The sequence below is a fragment of the Pseudorhodoferax sp. LjRoot39 genome, assembly GCF_964253035.1.
In the GTDB taxonomy this organism is placed as follows: Bacteria; Pseudomonadota; Gammaproteobacteria; order Burkholderiales; family Burkholderiaceae_C; genus Pseudorhodoferax.
The window spans coordinates 3,755,160-3,771,984 of record NZ_CAXUQL020000001.1; the positions used below are offsets into that span (position 1 = coordinate 3,755,160).

Sequence of the window (16,825 nt, forward strand, 5' to 3'; positions counted from 1 at the left end):
CGCAACTGCAACGCAATAAGCCATGAAGACCGCCACATTTCCCTCCCTGCGCGTCGACGCGCAGCTGCGCTCGGATGCGGAGAGCGTGTTGCGCGAGGGCGAGACGCTGACCAGCCTGATCGAGACGGCGGTGCACGACACCATCGAACGCCGCCATGCGCAGGCGGAATTTCTGACGCGTGGCTTGCGGGCACGTGAGCAGGCATGCAGCTCTGGCGTCTACCACCCTGCGGACGCGGTGCACCGGCAGTTGCGCCAGCGGCTGGATGCACGGCGCAAGCAGGTGCTGGGGTGAGCGCCGCGCCGGGCCGCCCCAAGCAAGCTCGCTCCCGCTTGGCGGGACAGGCCGCAGGCCGAGGGGTGCATCAGTGACCCCGCCGGGCGGCTTCGCCGTCCGCTACACCGATGCCGCCCGTGAGGACCTGCTGCGGCTGTTCGACTTCTTGCCGGAACGCGCGCAGACGGTCGAGGATTTCGACCTGGCGCAGCGCGCCCTCGATGCCGTGGTCGATGCGGTCGAGCGGCAACTCGGCCGCAGGCCATTGATCTTCCGCAAGGCCGCCGCGAGTCCTTTCCTGCGCGAGCTCATCATTCCTTTCGGCCATGCCGGCTATGTGGTGCTGTAAGAGGTGCGCGACGCATCCACCGTGGACATCCTGGCGGTGCGTCACCAACGCGAGGATGACTACCACTGAAGCCCGGCGGACCCCCTCCGCAACAGATCAGCGCCCCAGCCCCTGCAGCCGCCCGGCCTCCACGATCTCGATCCAGTAGCCGTCCGGGTCCTTGATGAAGGCCACGTCCTTCATCTTTCCCTGCTCCGGCCGCTTGACGAAGGCCACGCCGTTGCGGTCGAACCAGGCCACCGCCGCATCCAGGTCGGGCACCGAGAAGCAGATGTGCCCGAAGCCCTGGGGCTGCGCATTGCCGTCGTGGTAGCGGAACGCGGGGTCGGCCTCCGTGCCCCAGTTGTGCGTGAACTCCAGGATGCCGCGCTGCGCGAAGGTCCAGGCGGTGCGCTCGCCCGCACCGTCCGGTGGTGGCGCGTCGCCGGCCTGCGGCCGGTGCAGGAAGTACAGCGAGAACTTCATCTCCGCAAAGTCCAGCTTGCGCAGCAGGCGCATGCCCAGGATGCGGGTGTAGAAGTCCAGCGCGGGCTGCGGGTCTTTGACGCGCAGCATGCTGTGGTTGAAGACGAAGCCGGCGGTCGCCGCGTCGGGCTGCGCCGCGACACCGGGTTGGTTCTCGGTGGTGAATGGCATGGTGGATGGGGTTGCAGGTGGCGCCGGCTCAGATCGCGCGTTCGCTCATCTGGCGCGCGATGTACTCGGCCTGGCGGATCGCCAGCGTGACGATGGTCAGCGTGGGGTTCTCGGCGCCGCCGGTCGTGAACTGGCTGCCGTCGGAGATGAACAGGTTAGGGATGTCGTGCGTCTGGCCGTACTGGTTGCACACGCTGGTCTGCGCGGACGCGCCCATGCGGCAGGTGCCCAGGTTGTGCGTCGACGGGTAGGGTGGTGTGCGGAACGACTTGATGGCGCCGGCCGCCTCATAGATGCGCTGGCCCTGGCGGAACGCGTGCTCGCGCATCGCGATGTCGTTGGCGTGGTCGTCGAAGTGCACGTTGGGAATGGCATTGCCCCATTTGTCCTTCAGGCTGGCGTGCAGCGTCACGCGGTTGCTCTCGCGCGGCATGTCCTCGCCGACTAGCCACATGCCGGCCAGGTGCGTGTAGTTCTCCATGTACTCGCTGAAACCCGCGCCCCAGCCGCCCGGGTTCAGGAAGGCGGCCATGAAGGGCAGACCCAGCGCCAGCGTCTCCAGCTCGTAGCCGCCCGCGAAGCCGCGCCGCGTGTCATGCACCGCCTCGTCGCGCACGATGCCGGCCATGGTCGTGCCGCGGTACATGTGCACGGGGTTCTTGAACATGGCGTAGACCGAGCCCGTCATGTGGCGCATGTAGTTGCGCCCGACCTGGCCGGAGCTGTTGGCCAGGCCGTCCTTGAACATGGACGAGGCCGACAGCAGCAGCAGGCGCGGCGTCTCGATGGAGTTGCCGGCCACGGCGACGATGCGCGCCTTCTGCCGCTGCTCCTTGCCGTCCTTGTCGAAGTAGACGACACCCGTCACCTTGCCCCGGGCGTCGTGCTCGATGCGCGTCACATGGCTTTCGGGCCGCAGGTCCATGTTGCCGGTCTTCTCGGCCTTGGGCAGCTCGGTGTACAGCGTGCTCCACTTCGCGCCGCTCTTGCAGCCCTGGAAGCAGAAGCCCAGCTGCATGCAGCGGCCGCGGCCGTCGCGCGGCTGGCTGTTGATCGCCATGTTGCCGGTGTGCACCTCCTTGTAGCCCAGCTTGGTGGCGCCGGCGTGCATCACCTTGAAGTTGTTGTTGCCGGGCAGTCCGGGAATACCGTGGGTGCGCGTCACGCCCATCTTGTCCTCGGCGCGCGTGTAGTAGGGCTCCAGGTCTTTCAGCGTCAGCGGCCAGTCCTGCAGGTTGGCACCGGCGATCTCGCCATAGACGGTGCGCGTGCGGAACTCGTGCTCCTGCAGGCGCAGCGAGGCGCCGGCCCAGTGGGTGGTGGTGCCGCCCACGGTCTTGCAGATCCAGGCCGGCAGATTCGGGAAGTCCTTGGCGACGCGCCAGCTGCCCGAGGTGGTGCGCTTGTCCAGCCAGGCGAGCTGGCTGAAGGACTTCCATTCGTCGTTGATGAAGCTGGCGCTGGACTGCAGTGCGCCTGCCTCCAGCACCACGACCTTGATGCCTTTCTGGCAGAGCTCGTTGGCGAGCGTGCCGCCGCCTGCGCCGGAACCGATGATGACGACGACACCGTCGTCGTCGAATGCGAATTGGGTCATGCGTGCCTCCTGTTCGTGTGGTGTGTCGAATGCCTGTCGGTGCGCCGCTGCCGTCAGCCCAGGAAGGGCGGCGGGCTGGCCGCCTTGGACGGCGCCGGCAGCCACTTGAGGTCCTGGAAGCCCCGCGTGATGTAGCCCCCCTTCTCCCAGGCGGAGCCCGGATAGCCCAGGGCGGCGTAGGCCATGTCGTTGTCGTACAGCGATGTCACGCACTGCCCCCGCACGGTGTTGAAGAAGGACGTGCCCTCGATGGCCTTGACCGCGGCCAGCCGCTTGCCGGCCGGCGCCTTGGCGAAGCTGCCGCCCACCGCCTGGTCGAGCGCGGCCAGTCCTTCGTGCAATTGCGTGGCGGTGGCCGCGTCGGTGCCGGCCTTGGCATCGAGATCCTTGGCCAGCAGCGCGTAGACCGCATCCGGCAGCTTCTTGTGCGGATACAGCACGCGGCCCATGGCGATCAGCGTCTGGCCTTCCTGCGTGCTGAGCTGCTTGAGCTCCGCGGCCCACACGGGCGAGGGCGCCAGCGCCGCCAGCACCGAGCCGGCTGCCAGCGTGCCCATCAGCAGGCCGGTGCCCTGCAGGAAGTCGCGCCGCGCCAGTGGCAGATCGCACTTCGGCACCTGGCCGCTGCGCTCGTCTTCGCAGGCGCTGTGGTGGGTGTGGGTCGAGGGTGCGATGGGGATCACATGCATGTTGTTCTCCTGGGGTTGGGGTCTTGGTCGTCGGGGGACATCGTGGGGCGGTGCTACCTGGCGCCGCCCAGGATCCAGGTGGCCAGCCGACGCGCATCGGCCTCGGACAGCTGCGGCTGCGGCGGCATCGGGATCTGGCCCCAGCGGCCGCTGCCGCCGCCGCGGATGTGCTCCACCACGGCCTGCAGCGCGCCGGCCTGGTCGCTGTACTTCGCGGCCACCGACCGGAAGGCCGGGCCCACCAGTTGCGTCTGCACCGCATGGCAGCCCGTGCAGCCGTTCTTCTGCGCCAGCGTGGCGTTGGCGATAGCGCCAGGGCAGGTGGCGCACAGCGCAGCGCACGCCAGCCAGCCGGTCAGTCGCCGCAGCTGCGGCTGTCTTGTCTCGTTGTTCCTGCGTTTCATGCCCGTTCGTCGTCGTCCGTTCGAGGCAGGGATGGTGCTGCGCCAGGCCGCGTTGAACCACGCGGACTAACGCTGTAGCGATTTGGGACGCCCCCCACCGGGCGGCCGCATGCCGGTGCGTTCGAAAGCGCGACACCGAGGGCTTTCCCGGGGCTGCGGGAAACCCGTTGGCCGCGCGAATTTCCACAAGCGAATCAAGGCTCGGGGCATGTGGGCAGCACCCGGGCATGTCGGTTGCAAAGCAGCGCGGTCAACGCAACGGTGGCAGCGCAAGGCCGCACAACACAGGAGATGACCATGAAAGCCGCAGTCCTTCACGAGTACGACGAGACGCTCAGCAGCGATGCGTTCGTGCGCTACGAAGATGTCCCCGACCCGAAGATCGAGAGCCCGACCGACGTCATCGTGCGCATCGGCGGTGCCGGTGTCTGCCGCACCGACCTGCACGTGGTCGAAGGCATCTGGCGCAACCAGGTGGAGGTGAAGCTGCCCTACATCATGGGCCACGAGAACGCGGGCTGGGTCGAGGCCGTCGGCTCGGCGGTGAGCGGCGTGAAGGTCGGCGATGCCGTGATCTGCCACCCGCTGGTCACCAGCGGCCACTGCCTGGCCTGCCGCCGCGGCCTGGACACCCATGCCGAGGACAGCCGCTTTCCCGGCATCAACACGGACGGCGGCTATGCCGAGTACCTGCGCACCGGCGAGCGCTCGCTGATCAAGCTGCCCAGGACACTGGCGCCCAAGGACGTCGCGCCCTACACCGATGCCGGCCTCACGGCCTACCGCGCGGCCAAGAAGGCCTCGCGCCACCTGCTGCCAGGCGAGTACGCGGTGGTCATCGGCGCAGGCGGCCTGGGCCACATCGGCATCCAGGTGCTGGCCGCACTGTGCGCCACCGAGATCATCGTCGTCGACCGCTCCGACACCTCGCTGCTGCTGGCCAGGGAATGCGGTGCGCACCACCTGGTCAAGGCCGATGGCAACGAAGTGGCCCAGGTGCTGGAACTCACGCGCGGCAAGGGTGCCGAGGCCGTGATCGACTTCGTCGGCGAGGGCGACGCCATCGCCAAGGGCCTGGCCATGACGCGCAACGCGGGCAGCTACTACATCGTGGGCTACGGCGGCAAGATCGAACTGCCGACCATCGACATGGTCACCAGCGAGAAGAGCATCGTCGGCAACCTGGTTGGCACCTACCCCGAGCTGGTCGAGCTGATGGCGCTGGCCGACCGTGGCCTGGTGCACCTGGCCACCCAGGAGTACCGGCTCAAGGACGCGAACCAGGCTCTGCGCGACCTGCACCACGGCAAGGTCAAGGGCCGTGCAGTGCTCATCCCCTGAGGTGGCCATGAGCGCTGCACCCGCACCCATTCCCGTCACGGTGCTGACGGGCTTCCTCGGCGCCGGCAAGACCACCTTGCTGAACCGGCTGTTGCGCGACACGGGCGGCCGGCGCTATGCGGTCATCGTGAACGAGTACGGCGAGATCGGCATCGACGGCGCGCTGGTCATCGGCGCCGAAGAAGAACTCTACGAACTCAACAACGGCTGCGTCTGCTGCAAGCTGCGCGGCGACCTGGTGCGCATCGTCAGCGGCCTGGTGCGACGGCCGGACCGCTTCGACGGCATCCTGATCGAGACCTCGGGCCTGGCCGATCCGGCGCCCATCATCCAGACCTTCTCGCTGGACGACCTGCTGCGCCAGCACACGCGGGTGGACAGCGTGGTCTGCGTCGCCGACGGCCGCTACCTGGACACGCAGCTGCGCGGCGCACCCGAGGCCAGCGCGCAGCTCGCGCAGGCCGACCTGGTGCTGCTCAACAAGGCCGACCTGGCCGACGAAGGCCAGCTGCAGCAGGCGGAACAGGCCGTGCTGCAGCTCAATCCCGGTGCCGAACTGCGGCGCTCGGCCTACGGCGACCTGCCGCTGAAGGACCTGTTGGACCGCGGTGCCTTCGACCGGGCACGGCTGACCGTCGTGGCGCCGCGCCTCGCGCCGGGCGCGCCACCGGGTGCGCTGTCGGCGGCCTATGGCGCGGTGAGCGCGGCACAGCACAGCCCCGGCCTGTGCAGTGTGTCGCTGCGCTTCACCGAGCCACTCGACCGCAGCCGCTTCCTGCCGTGGCTGCAGCAGCTGGTGCAGGAGCGCGGAGCCGACCTGCTGCGCGCCAAGGGCATCCTCGACTTCGCGGGCGATGGCAGGCGCTTCGTGTTCCAGGCCGTCCACATGACCGTGGACAGCGGACCGGACCGCGCCTGGGCAGAAAGCGAGCCGCGCGAGTCCCGGCTGGTGTTCATCGGGCGCGGCCTGGACGCCGCTGAGCTGCGCGCCGAATTGGCCCACTGCCTGGCGGACGTGGCCGAGGTGGCCTCGTGAGTGCCGCAACGTCGTTCGCACCGCCGCTGCTCGACCTGCTCGGCGTGCACTGGGCGGCCGGTGCTCCGGTGACGGGCCTGGCCTGGGAGGCCGATGGCGGCTCGGTGGCGTTCGCGCTGGGCGATGGCCACCTGCTGGTCGCCGATGCGCGCTGGCCCGGCGGTCCGACGCTGGTGCCGCGGCCGGCCGGTGGCGTGGCGGTGCAGCCGGCGCAGAGCCTGGCACCCGCACCGCGCCGTGCGGCCTGCCACCAGGGCGCCTGCCTGGCGGTGGCGGCAGATCGCGCCGGCGGCTTCGTCACGGGCGGCGACGATGGCGGCGTGGTGCACCTGCCGCGCCAGGCCGCGCCCGCGGTGCTGGCCAGCGGCAGCGACGGTTGGGTCACCGCGCTCGACTGCGGCGCCGACGCCTGCCACGCCTACGCGCGCGGCCGCCATGCCTACCGCATCGGCGCCGGCAGCGGCGCGCGCATCGCGCTGCCTGCGCCGGTCACCGCGCTGGCCTTCGATCCGGCCGGCACCCGCCTGGCGATCGCGCACCACGGCGGCGTCACGCTGTGGGAAGAAGACGGCACGACCCGGCTGCTGCCCTGGCACGGCTACCACCGCGCGCTGGCCTGGAGCCCCGACGGCCGCTACCTCGTCACCGGCATGCAGGAGAACGCGCTGCACGGCTGGCGCGTGGCCGACGGCGGCGACATCGAGATGGGCGGCTACCCGGGCCAGGCCCTGTCGCTGTCGTTCTCGCACGATGGCCGCTTCCTGTGCACCAGCGGCGCCATGCGCCCGGTGTGCTGGGGCTTCGATCCGCCCGGCGTGCAACAGCAGCCGGGCGAGGCCGGCATGGCCAGCCGCACACCGGTGACCCGCGTCGCCTGCCATCCGCGCCAGCTGTTGATCGCGGCGGGCTACCACAACGGTGCCGTCGCGCTGTGCCAGCCCGGCAGCCACGAGACGCTGTTCATCAAGGGCGCGGGCGCCGGTGCCGTCAACGCGCTGGCCTGGTCGCCGGACGGGACCGGTCTGGCGCTGGGCACGCAGGAGGGCCTGTGCGGCTGGCTGGCCATGCCGCCAGGGCTGTTCCGGCCACGCGCTGGGGCGCGCCGCGACACACACGCGAACCACCACCAGGAGTTGACCGCATGAGCGACACCACCCAGGACAAGGACCACTACTTCGCGCAGCTCGCGCGCATCGCCGACGAGATGACCGCGGCCTACGGCCGCGACTTCGCGATGGGCGCGCTGGTGCTCGCGGCGCGGTTCATCGCCGAGAGCGAGGCGCGTGGAGCCGCCACCACTCCCGAGATCCCGACCACCGTCACAACCTGAGGAGACACCGATGAGCAAGAAGAAGATGATGAAAGCCGCCGTGTTCGTCGAACCCGGCCGCATCGTGCTGGAAGACAAGCCGATCCCGGTCGTCGGGCCCACCGATGCGCTGATCCGCATCACCACGACCACGATCTGCGGCACCGACGTGCACATCCTGAAGGGCGAGTACCCGGTCGCCAGGCGGCTGACGGTCGGCCACGAACCGGTGGGCGTGATCGAGAAGCTGGGCTCGGCCGTCATGGGCTACCAGGAGGGCCAGCGTGTGATCGCTGGCGCCATCAGCCCGAGCGGCCACAGCTACGCCTGCCTGTGCGGCCTGCACTCGCAAGACGGTGGCGCCGCCAGGCATGGCTTCAAGGCGCTGGGCGGCTGGCGCTTCGGCAACACCATCGACGGCGCGCAGGCCGAGTACCTGCTGGTGCCCGACGCCATGGCCAACCTGTGCCCGGTTCCCGACGCGCTCAGCGACGAGCAGGTGCTGATGTGCCCGGACATCATGTCCACGGGCTTCGCGGGCGCGGAGAACGGCCACGTGCGCATCGGCGACACCGTGGCCGTCTTCGCGCTCGGCCCCATCGGCCTGTGCGCGGTGGCCGGCGCCAAGCTGATGGGGGCGTCCACGGTGATCGGCGTGGACACCGTGGCCGAGCGCATGGCCGTGGCGAAACAGCTCGGCGCGACGCACGTGGTCGACTTCAGGAAGGCCGATCCGGTCGCGGAGATCCTGCGGCTCACCGATGGGCGTGGCGTCGACTGCGCCATCGAGGCGCTGGGCACGCAGCGCACCTTCGAGAACGCGCTGCGCGTGCTGCGGCCGGGCGGAACGCTGTCCAGCCTGGGGGTGTACTCCGAAGACCTCACGATCCCGATCAGCGCCTTCGGCGCGGGCCTGGCGGAACACAAGATCGTCACCGCGCTGTGTCCGGGCGGCAAGGAGCGCATGCGCCGCCTGCTGAACGTCGTGGCCTCCGGCGACGTGGACTTGAAGCCCCTGGTCACGCACCGCTTCAAGCTGGACCAGATCGAGGCCGCCTACGAGCTGTTCGCGAACCAGCGCGACGGCGCGCTGAAGGTCGCGATCACCCCCTGATCCCTCCGTGAAACCCCGCATGCCGCGATCGGACGTCCTGACACATCCAGGCGTCCCAGAACACGACGGGGTCCCTTCGTCGGGCCGGTCCCAAGGCTTGATTTCACGGGGAAATGAAGGCACTGCGAGGGTTATGGAGCAGTGGCACGCAAATCGCAAAGAAGCAAGTGCGGCGGGTGCGCGAGGCGATGGCAAGGTCGCCGGGTTTCACCGGAACGCAGCAAGAGTGCAAGTGGTAATCACCGTTCAAAGGAGACGTTCATGGCAGTGGGTTTGACACTCAACAAGATCACCTCGCAAAAGGGGATCAGCGTGGCGGAGGCGGCGCGCCGCATCGCCGATCTCGGCTGGCAGCCGAGCTATGTGCAGGAGGCGATGACCTTCCCGACCGACTACAAGATCGGCAAGGCACCGCGCGACCCGATGAAGCAGGTGCTGCGCTCCTACTTCCCGATGCAGGAGGAGAAGGACAACCGCGTCTATGGCGCGCTCGACGCGGCGCTGCGCGGCGACATGTTCCGCAACACACAGGCGCGCTGGGTCGAGTGGATGAAGCTGTTCCTGGCCATCATCCCGTTCCCGGAGATCTCGGCCGCGCGCTCCATGTCCATGCTGGGCCGGCTGGCACCGGGGGAGGAGCTGCGCACCGGCTTCACCATGCAGATGGTCGACGAGTTCCGCCATTCCACGATCCAGATGAATCTGAAGAAGTGGTACATGGAGAACTACATCGACCCGGCCGGCTTCGACATCACCGAGGCCGCGTTCGGCAAGTGCTATGCCACCACCATCGGCCGCCAGTTCGCCGAGGGCTTTTTGACCGGCGACGCGCTGACCGCCGCCAACATCTACCTGCAGGTGGTGGCCGAGACCGGCTTCACCAACACGCTGTTCGTGGCCATGCCGTCGGAGGCCGCGCGCAATGGCGACTATGCGCTGTCCTCGGTGTTCCTGTCGGTGCAGTCCGATGAATCGCGCCACATCGGCAACGGCCACTCGCTGCTGATGTCGGTCGTCAACGACCCCGACAACCACCTGCTGCTCGAGCGCGACATCCGCTACGCGTTCTGGCAGAACCACGCCATCGTCGACGCGGCCATCGGCACCATCATCGAGTACGGCACCACCGACCGCAACAAGAACAAGGAGTCCTACGCCGAGCTGTGGCACCGCTGGATCTACGAGGACTACTACCGCACCTACCTGCTGCCGCTGGAGAAGTACGGCGTGAAGATCCACCACGACGACGTGGGCGCGGCCTGGGACCGCATCGTCAAGAAGAACTACGTGCACAAGGTGGCGCAGTTCTTCGCCGTGGGCTGGCCCGTCAACTTCTGGCGCATCGAGGCGCAGACGGAGAAGGACTTCGAGTGGTTCGAGCACAAGTACCCGGGCTGGTACGCCGAGTTCGGCGACTTCTGGAAGTGGTACGCCAGGAAGAGCGTGCCAGGCGAGACCAACATCCTGTTCGACCAGGAGAACGGCTACGTCTACCCGCACCGCTGCTGGAGCTGCATGGTGCCCTGCCTGATCCGCGAGGAGATGCAGGTCGACGAGGTCGACGGCAAGATCTACACCTACTGCTCCGAGCTGTGCCGCTGGACCCACAAGGTCGCCTTCGCCGAGGAGTACGAAGGCCGCGCCACGCCCGCCATGGGCCGCTTCAGCGGGCGCCGCGAGTGGGAGGAGTGCTACCACGGCTGGGACCTGGCCGACGCCATCAAGGACCTGGGCTTCGTGCGTTCGGACGGCAAGACGCTGGTCTCGCAGCCGCACCTGCGCTTCGATGACAAGCACATGTGGACGCTGGACCACGTCAAGGGCCACACGTTGCAGAGCCCGCTGACGCTGCTGCGCGCCATGACGCCCGAGGCGCGCGAGAAGCACGTCGCCGAGTACCGCCAGGGTTTCAAGATCAAGCCGATCTGATGCACCGCCGCGCCCGGCCGCCAGCGGCCGGGCGCGTCACACAACGAGGAGACCCCATGTCTGCAAAGACGACGTACACCGTGCGCTTCGAGCCGGTTGGCGTGGAGATGGAAGTGGAAGAAGGCGAGTGGGTGCTCGACGCCGCCTTCCGCCAGGGCATCGCGGTGGCCCATGGCTGCCGCGAGGGCCGCTGCAGCAGTTGCAAGTGCGTGCTGCTGGAAGGCGATGCGGAGGTCGAGGACTACTCCACCTTCGCGCTGCCGGACTACGAACGCGACAGCGGCCATGTGCTGCTGTGCCGCACCCAGGCCTTCAGCGACCTCACGGTGGAACTGCTGAACTACGACGAAGACCTGATCCGCCGGTCCATCGCCGTGAAGGAGTTCGCCGGCAAGCTGGCCAGCGTCACCGCGCTCACGCACGACACGCGCCTGCTGGAGGTGCAGCTGGAGCAGCCGATGAAGTTCTGGGCCGGCCAGTACGTCGAGCTGACGGTGGTGGAGGCGGGCGTGACGCGTTCGTACTCGATGGCCAGCACGCAGAGCACGCCCGACACGCTGCGCTTCATCATCCGCAAGTACCCGGACGGCGCGTTCTCGTCCCTGGTCGACACCACGCTGCAGCCCGGCACCGCACTGACGGTGAAAGGACCGTACGGCAGCTGCTTTCGGCGCGAGGAGCGGCCCGGGCCGATGGTGCTGGTCGGCGGTGGCTCGGGCATGTCGCCGCTGTGGTCCATCCTGCAGGACCACCTGCACAGCGGCGAGCAGCGGCCCATCCGCTTCTTCTACGGCGCACGCACGCGCAAGGACCTGTTCTTCCTGCAGGAGTTCGCCGCCATCGCGCAGCAGCTCGCCGACTTCGAGTTCATCCCGGTGCTGTCGCAGGCCACGGCCGAGGACGCCTGGGAGGGCGAGACCGGCTTCGTGCACGAGGCGCTGGAGCGCGTGCTGCGCGCGCAGCAGCTGCCCGGGGAGATCGATGCCTACACCTGCGGCCCGCCGCCCATGATCGACGCCGTGCTGCCCGTGCTGCAGCGCCTGGGCGTCGAGCTCGACAGGACCTACGTCGACAAGTTCACGCCCGCCAGCACCAAGCTGGAACTCGTTCATTGACCACAAAGGAGACATTCTCATGAGCACCACCACAGCAGAACCCGTGGCCACCTATTCCGGCGCCGCTGGCGCGGCGAAGTTCGCCGGATGGGACAGCCGCAAGTACAACTACTACCAGCCCAAGGGCCGCAAGGCCACGCACTACGAGGACATGACGCTGGACGTGCAGCCGGACCCCAAGCGCTACCTGCTGCAGGACTGGATCATCTCGTTCGGCGACGGCACGCCGACCTATGCCGAGAAGTGGACGGCCGCGCAGGCCAGCGACTGGCACCTGTTCCGCTCGGTGGACGAGGAGTGGGAGCGCACCCACTACCAGCGCCAGTCCACTATCGTGGGCATGATCTCGCAGGCGGTGGAGAACGGCCGCCGCGCAGGTGCACCGGCGCGCGTGGACAAGACCTGGGTCAAGGTGCTGGAGCGCCACCTGGGCGCCTACAAGCATGCCGAGTTCGGCCTGGGCACGGCGCTCATGCATGCGCAGCGCTACGGCTACACGCAGATGATCAACACGACGATCCTGACCAATTCGTCGTACAAGCTGCGCTTCGCGCAGGACCTGACGCTGTTCCTGGGCGACATCGGCCTGGACATCGCGGGCTTCGACGCCGAGGTCGGCAAGAAGCACTGGCTGGAAGACCCGATCTGGCAGCCCACGCGCCAGCTGGTGGAGACCATCGGCGGCGCCACCGACTACCTGGAGAAGTACTTCGCCATCAACATCGTGTTCGAACCGATGCTGGGCGAGCTGTTCCGCAGCGGCTTCCTGATGCAGGCCGCGGCGGCGCAGAACGACTTCCTGACGCCGACCGTGGTCTCGGCCGCCGAGGGCGACTACCAGCGCAACCTGGCCAACACCGTGGAGCTGCTGCACATGCTGGTGAGCGACCCGGTGCACTCGGCCCACAACGTGGCCCTGCTCGGGCGCTGGCTTGCCGACTATGGCGACATGGCGGTGCACGCCGCGCGCAACCTGCAGCCGATCTGGTCGCTGCCCCACGTCAAGGTGGCCCAGTTCGACGACGCCTACGCCTCGGCCGTCGAACGCATCCGTTCCATCGCCAGCCAGCTGGGCCTGCCGCTGCCGGCGTCCCTGTCCGCGTCCTGATCCCCTTCCATCCACAAGGAGCAAGCATGTCCGAGAACCACCACAGCGACAACATCTTCAAGGCCTTCAAGGACCTGGAATTCAAGGAAACCATCTCGCACCAGTGCGGCGTGACCATGAACGACAGCGTGGAGGCGCGTGCCATCGCCGAGCTGATGGCCACCAAGCCCGGCATCCGCGTGACCTACATGCCGGCCATGATCCGCATCGACGGCGAAGGCCGCATCGAGTTCAAGATGGATGAGATCGCCGAGACGCTGGGCCGCGAGATGACGCCGCACCTGTTCGAGATCTCCACCTCGACCCACTATGGCCGCATGGTGATGCTGGACGAGAACACCGTGGTGCTGTTCGGCAACATGGAAGAAGCCATGGCTTTCGAGTAAGGAGCAGACCATGTTCATCACCGAATCGGGCGAAGAGATCTTCATCATCGACGGGCATGTCCACAACTGGGACGGCAGCAAGGCCAACCAGAAGAACGTGCATGGCGAGCAGTTCATCAACTGCTTCTACGGCTACCACACCTTCCTGAGCCCCAAGGAGAAGCTGTGGACGCGCGAGAAGTTCGACCGCTACGGCGCCGACCAGCTCTACCAGGACCTGTTCGTCGATGGCTACGACGACATGGCGATCTTCCAGCCGACCTACCTCAAGGATTTCTACGTCAACGGCTTCAACACCACCGAGCAGAACGCCAAGCTCAAGGAGCGCTACCCGCACCGCTTCATCGTCAATGGCGCCTTCGACCCGCGCGACGAGGCGGCCGGCCTGGACGTGCTGGAAGAGCTGGCGGCCACGCACAGGCTCAAGGGCCTGAAGCTGTACACGGCGGAATGGAAGGGCGCGAGCCGCGGCTACAAGCTGACCGACCCCTGGACCGAGAAGTACCTGGAGCGCGCCGAGATGCTGGGCATCAAGAACATCCACGTGCACAAGGGCCCGACCATCCTGCCGCTGGACCGCGACGCCTTCGACGTGGCCGACGTAGACCACGCCGCGACCAACTTCCAGGGCCTGAACTTCATCGTCGAGCACTGTGGCCTGCCGCGCCTGGACGACTTCTGCTGGATCGCCACGCAGGAGACGAATGTCTACGGCGGCCTGGCCGTGGCGCTGCCCTTCATTCGCAAGAAGCCGCAGTACTTCGCGCACGTGATCTCGCAGCTCCTGATGTGGCTGGGGCCGGAGAAGCTGCTCTACGGCAGCGACTACGGCATCTGGACGCCCGACTGGCTGGTGGAGGACTTCATGGCCTTCGAGCTGCCCGAGGACATCGCCAAGGAGACCGGCGTCACGCTGGACCTGGAGGCCAAGAAGAAGATCCTGGGGCTGAATGCGGCGCGGCTGTACGACATCGACATCGCGGCCCAGAAGCGCCTGCTCGCAGAGCAGGCCCAGCCGGCCGCGGTGGCGGCCTGAGCGGGAAGGCGCCGCCATGACCGCATTGCCGATGGAGGTCGATGCCGACCGCCTTGCCCAGGTCCGTGGCCGTCTGGACACGGTCATGGACCCCGAGCTCGACGAATCCGTGACGGACCTGGACTTCATCACCGACATCGTGCTCGGCGCGGCGGGCAGCGTGCGCATCGCGTTCCGCCTGCCGACCTACTGGTGCGCGGCGAACTTCGCGTTCCTGATGGCGGACGACATGCGCCTGGCGGTGTCGTCGCTGCCCTGGGTCGGCGAGGTGCAGGTGCATCTGCACGAGCACATGTACGCCGATGCGATCAACGCGGGGGTGGCGCAGGGCAGCGGCTTTCAGGCCAGCTTCGGCGAGGCCGCCGAGGGCGGGCTGGAGGGCCTGCGTCGCACCTTTGCGCTGAAAGCCTTCCAGCGGCGCCAGGCGGCGCTGGTACGGCATCTGCTGGACCAGGGCGGCACGCTGGAGGTGCTGGCACTGCTGGACATCGCTGCGCTGGCGGCGCTGGCGGTGGACGCACCCACGCGGGTGCTGCTGGAGCGCCACCTGGCGCGGCGCGATGTGCCGGGCGGCGGCAGCGCCGCCTTCGTCGACACCGACGGTCAGGCGCTCGATGCGCAGGGCCTGCAGGCGCAGCTGCGCCATGCCAGGCGCGTCGACATCAACGCCGAGTTCAACGGCGCGCTGTGCCGCGGCCTTCTGGCGGCGCGGTATGGAGAAGCGAAGGACGCAGCGCCGCAGCCCCTGCATTTCATCCCACGGCGCAGCCTCGCGGCCGCGCACTGATTCCCCTACAAAGACACCACGGAGACAAGACATGCCCAACATCATGTTGCACGATGAAGAAGCCCGCCTGGCCCTGGGCCGCGGGGTGGCCAAGCTGGCACGGGCCGTGCGCGGCACGCTGGGGCCGCGCGGCATGAACGCTATCATCGACCGGCCGATCGGCACGCCGCTGATCTCGCGCGACGGCGTCAGCATCGCGGCCGAGATCGAGCTGGAGGACCCGTTCGAGAACATGGGCGCACAGGTGCTGCGCGAGGTGTCCAGGCAGACCAACGAAGTCGCCGGCGACGGCACGACCACAGCCACCGTGCTGGCCGATGCGCTGGTGCAGGGCGGCCTGGCCTGCCTGGCCAAGGGCGCCAACCCGGTCGAGCTGGTGCAGGGGCTGGAGCTGGCGGTGGAGGAGGCGATCGCCTTGCTCAAGCGCAGCGCGACGCCGCTGGCCGGCGGCGATGAGCTGCGGGCGGTGGCGGTGGTGGCCGCCAACGACGAGGCCACCGGCCACCTGGTGGCGCAGGCACTGGAGCGTGTCGGCGCCGACGGCATCGTCGACGTGGACTACGGCAGCACCGTCGAGACCCTGCTGGAGGTGGTCGACGGCATGGCCTTCGACCGCGGCTACCTGTCGCACCACATGATCACCGAGGTCGAGAAGATGCAGGTGGTGCTGGAGCAGCCGCTGATCCTGCTGACCGACCAGCGCCTGCAGACGCAGGAGGAGGTGGCCGCGCTGCTGGCGCTGGCGGGCGAGGCCAAGCGCCCGCTGCTGGTCATCGCCGACGAGGTGGCGCCGGCCTGCGTGGTGAGCCTGCTGGCCTGGCGCGACAAGACGGGGGTTGCGGTGGCGGCCATCCATCCGCCCGAGTACGGGCACTGGCGCAAGGCCATGCTGGAGGATCTGGCGATCCTGACCGGCGGGCGGGTGATCGCGCGCGACCTGGGCGGCACACTGGCCGCTGTGCAGCTGCGCGACCTGGGCAGCGCGCGCCAGGTGCGCATCTCGTCCAACCAGACGGTGGTGACGCAGGGCGGCGGCGATCCGGCGCTGATGGCGGCGCGGCGCCAGCAGGTGGCGCGCCAGTACGAGCTGGCGCCGCAGAACGTGGAGCGCGACAAGCTCAAGGAGCGGTTGTCCAAGCTGTCCGGCGGCACGGCGGTGCTGATGGCCGGCGGTGCCACGCCGGTGGAGCAGAAGCGGCGGCTGCACCTGATCGAGGACGCCATCCACGCGGCGCGCGCGGCCATCGCCGAGGGTGTGGTGCCCGGCGGCGGGCTGGCCTTGCTGCGCACCTCGGCCCAGCTCGGCCCCTTGCTCGACCGCACCAGCGGCCATGCGCAGGAGGGCGTGCGGCTGCTGCAGCGCGCGCTGCAGCAGCCCATGCACCACATCGCGGCCAACTGCGGGCTGGACGGCCAGGCCATGGCCCGCAAGGCGCTGGGCTCTGCGCCCGGCGTCGGGCTGGATGCGCGCAACGGGGCTTTCGTCGACCTGGCGGCCGCGGGCATCATCGATCCGGTCAAGGTCAGCTACAGCGCGGTGCGCAACGCGGCGTCGGTGGCGTGCCTGATCCTGACCACGCAGACGCTGATCGCCAAGAAGCCGGAGTACACCGACCCCACCGCCGGGCCGGCGCTGGGCGGCGGCGCCGAACTGCTGGGGCGGGCATGAAGTCGCGGGCCCGCCGCCTGCTGGGGGCGCTGATCACGGGCAG

The 16,825-nt window shown here is 68.6% G+C and carries 18 protein-coding genes; 14 read left to right on the top strand and 4 right to left on the bottom strand.

The features are described 5' to 3' along the window. Positions 1-22: 22 nt before the first annotated feature. Together ACSQ4M_RS17440 and ACSQ4M_RS17445 are read left to right on the top strand one after the other, a co-directional pair. Positions 23-295 (top strand): YlcI/YnfO family protein, encoded by a 273-nt coding sequence (locus tag ACSQ4M_RS17440; RefSeq protein WP_436190693.1) that lies wholly within the window; start codon positions 23-25, stop codon positions 293-295. A 73-nt stretch (positions 296-368) separates the two neighbouring features. Continuing rightward, a complete protein-coding gene (locus ACSQ4M_RS17445) occupies positions 369-626 on the top strand; it encodes a type II toxin-antitoxin system RelE/ParE family toxin (protein ID WP_436190694.1) in 258 nt (85 codons plus the stop codon). 96 nt (positions 627-722) lie between these two features. On the opposite strand, the gene gloA is transcribed toward ACSQ4M_RS17445, so the two are convergent. The 4 genes from gloA to ACSQ4M_RS17465 are packed head-to-tail and all read right to left on the bottom strand — an operon-like array spanning position 723 to position 3,952. Next, a complete protein-coding gene (gene gloA, locus ACSQ4M_RS17450) occupies positions 723-1,262 on the bottom strand; it encodes a lactoylglutathione lyase (protein WP_436190695.1) in 540 nt (179 codons plus the stop codon). Between the two features lie 28 nt (positions 1,263-1,290). Then, positions 1,291-2,859 (bottom strand): GMC family oxidoreductase, encoded by a 1,569-nt coding sequence (locus ACSQ4M_RS17455; protein WP_436190696.1) that lies wholly within the window; start codon positions 2,857-2,859, stop codon positions 1,291-1,293. 53 nt (positions 2,860-2,912) lie between these two features. Further along, positions 2,913-3,548 carry a twin-arginine translocation signal domain-containing protein gene (locus tag ACSQ4M_RS17460; protein ID WP_436190697.1) on the bottom strand — a complete coding sequence of 212 codons (636 nt, stop codon included), beginning with the start codon at positions 3,546-3,548 and terminating at the stop codon, positions 2,913-2,915. A 53-nt stretch (positions 3,549-3,601) separates the two neighbouring features. Next, positions 3,602-3,952, bottom strand: a complete 351-nt coding sequence (locus ACSQ4M_RS17465; protein WP_436190698.1) for a c-type cytochrome — start codon at positions 3,950-3,952, stop codon at positions 3,602-3,604. Positions 3,953-4,249: 297 nt separating this feature from the next. Here ACSQ4M_RS17465 and ACSQ4M_RS17470 point away from each other — a divergent pair, with 297 nt between their 5' ends. The 12 genes from ACSQ4M_RS17470 to ACSQ4M_RS17525 all read left to right on the top strand — a co-directional run bounded on the left by ACSQ4M_RS17470 (position 4,250) and on the right by ACSQ4M_RS17525 (position 16,782). Further along, positions 4,250-5,293, top strand: a complete 1,044-nt coding sequence (locus ACSQ4M_RS17470; RefSeq protein ID WP_436190699.1) for an NAD(P)-dependent alcohol dehydrogenase — start codon at positions 4,250-4,252, stop codon at positions 5,291-5,293. A 7-nt stretch (positions 5,294-5,300) separates the two neighbouring features. After that, positions 5,301-6,329, top strand: a complete 1,029-nt coding sequence (locus ACSQ4M_RS17475) for a CobW family GTP-binding protein (protein WP_436190700.1) — start codon at positions 5,301-5,303, stop codon at positions 6,327-6,329. Further along, the gene (locus ACSQ4M_RS17480) at positions 6,326-7,474 is read left to right on the top strand and encodes a WD40 repeat domain-containing protein (RefSeq protein ID WP_436190701.1); all 1,149 of its coding nucleotides are present in this window, start codon (positions 6,326-6,328) and stop codon (positions 7,472-7,474) included. The genes ACSQ4M_RS17475 and ACSQ4M_RS17480 overlap by 4 nt, the downstream gene beginning before the upstream one ends. Then, positions 7,471-7,659, top strand: coding sequence for a hypothetical protein (locus tag ACSQ4M_RS17485; protein ID WP_436190702.1), 189 nt, complete (start codon positions 7,471-7,473; stop codon positions 7,657-7,659). Before ACSQ4M_RS17480 ends, ACSQ4M_RS17485 begins: the two co-directional genes overlap by 4 nt. Positions 7,660-7,669: 10 nt before the next feature. Then, entirely contained in the window at positions 7,670-8,752 is a 1,083-nt protein-coding gene (locus ACSQ4M_RS17490; protein WP_436190703.1) for an NAD(P)-dependent alcohol dehydrogenase, read from the top strand. A gap of 261 nt (positions 8,753-9,013) precedes the next feature. Continuing rightward, positions 9,014-10,681, top strand: a complete 1,668-nt coding sequence (locus ACSQ4M_RS17495) for an aromatic/alkene/methane monooxygenase hydroxylase/oxygenase subunit alpha (RefSeq protein ID WP_436190704.1) — start codon at positions 9,014-9,016, stop codon at positions 10,679-10,681. A gap of 56 nt (positions 10,682-10,737) precedes the next feature. Continuing rightward, a complete protein-coding gene (locus tag ACSQ4M_RS17500; protein WP_436190705.1) occupies positions 10,738-11,796 on the top strand; it encodes an NADH:ubiquinone reductase (Na(+)-transporting) subunit F in 1,059 nt (352 codons plus the stop codon). Positions 11,797-11,815: 19 nt separating this feature from the next. Then, the gene (locus ACSQ4M_RS17505; RefSeq protein ID WP_436190706.1) at positions 11,816-12,904 is read left to right on the top strand and encodes an aromatic/alkene monooxygenase hydroxylase subunit beta; all 1,089 of its coding nucleotides are present in this window, start codon (positions 11,816-11,818) and stop codon (positions 12,902-12,904) included. Positions 12,905-12,930: 26 nt separating this feature from the next. Further along, the gene (locus tag ACSQ4M_RS17510; protein WP_436190707.1) at positions 12,931-13,290 is read left to right on the top strand and encodes an MmoB/DmpM family protein; all 360 of its coding nucleotides are present in this window, start codon (positions 12,931-12,933) and stop codon (positions 13,288-13,290) included. A gap of 10 nt (positions 13,291-13,300) precedes the next feature. Further along, complete coding sequence (locus ACSQ4M_RS17515; RefSeq protein ID WP_436190708.1) at positions 13,301-14,326, top strand: amidohydrolase family protein; 1,026 nt, start codon at positions 13,301-13,303, stop codon at positions 14,324-14,326. A gap of 16 nt (positions 14,327-14,342) precedes the next feature. Further along, entirely contained in the window at positions 14,343-15,113 is a 771-nt protein-coding gene (locus tag ACSQ4M_RS17520) for a metal-sulfur cluster assembly factor (RefSeq protein ID WP_436190709.1), read from the top strand. A gap of 31 nt (positions 15,114-15,144) precedes the next feature. Next, entirely contained in the window at positions 15,145-16,782 is a 1,638-nt protein-coding gene (locus tag ACSQ4M_RS17525; protein ID WP_436190710.1) for a molecular chaperone GroEL, read from the top strand. Positions 16,783-16,825: the final 43 nt, after the last annotated feature.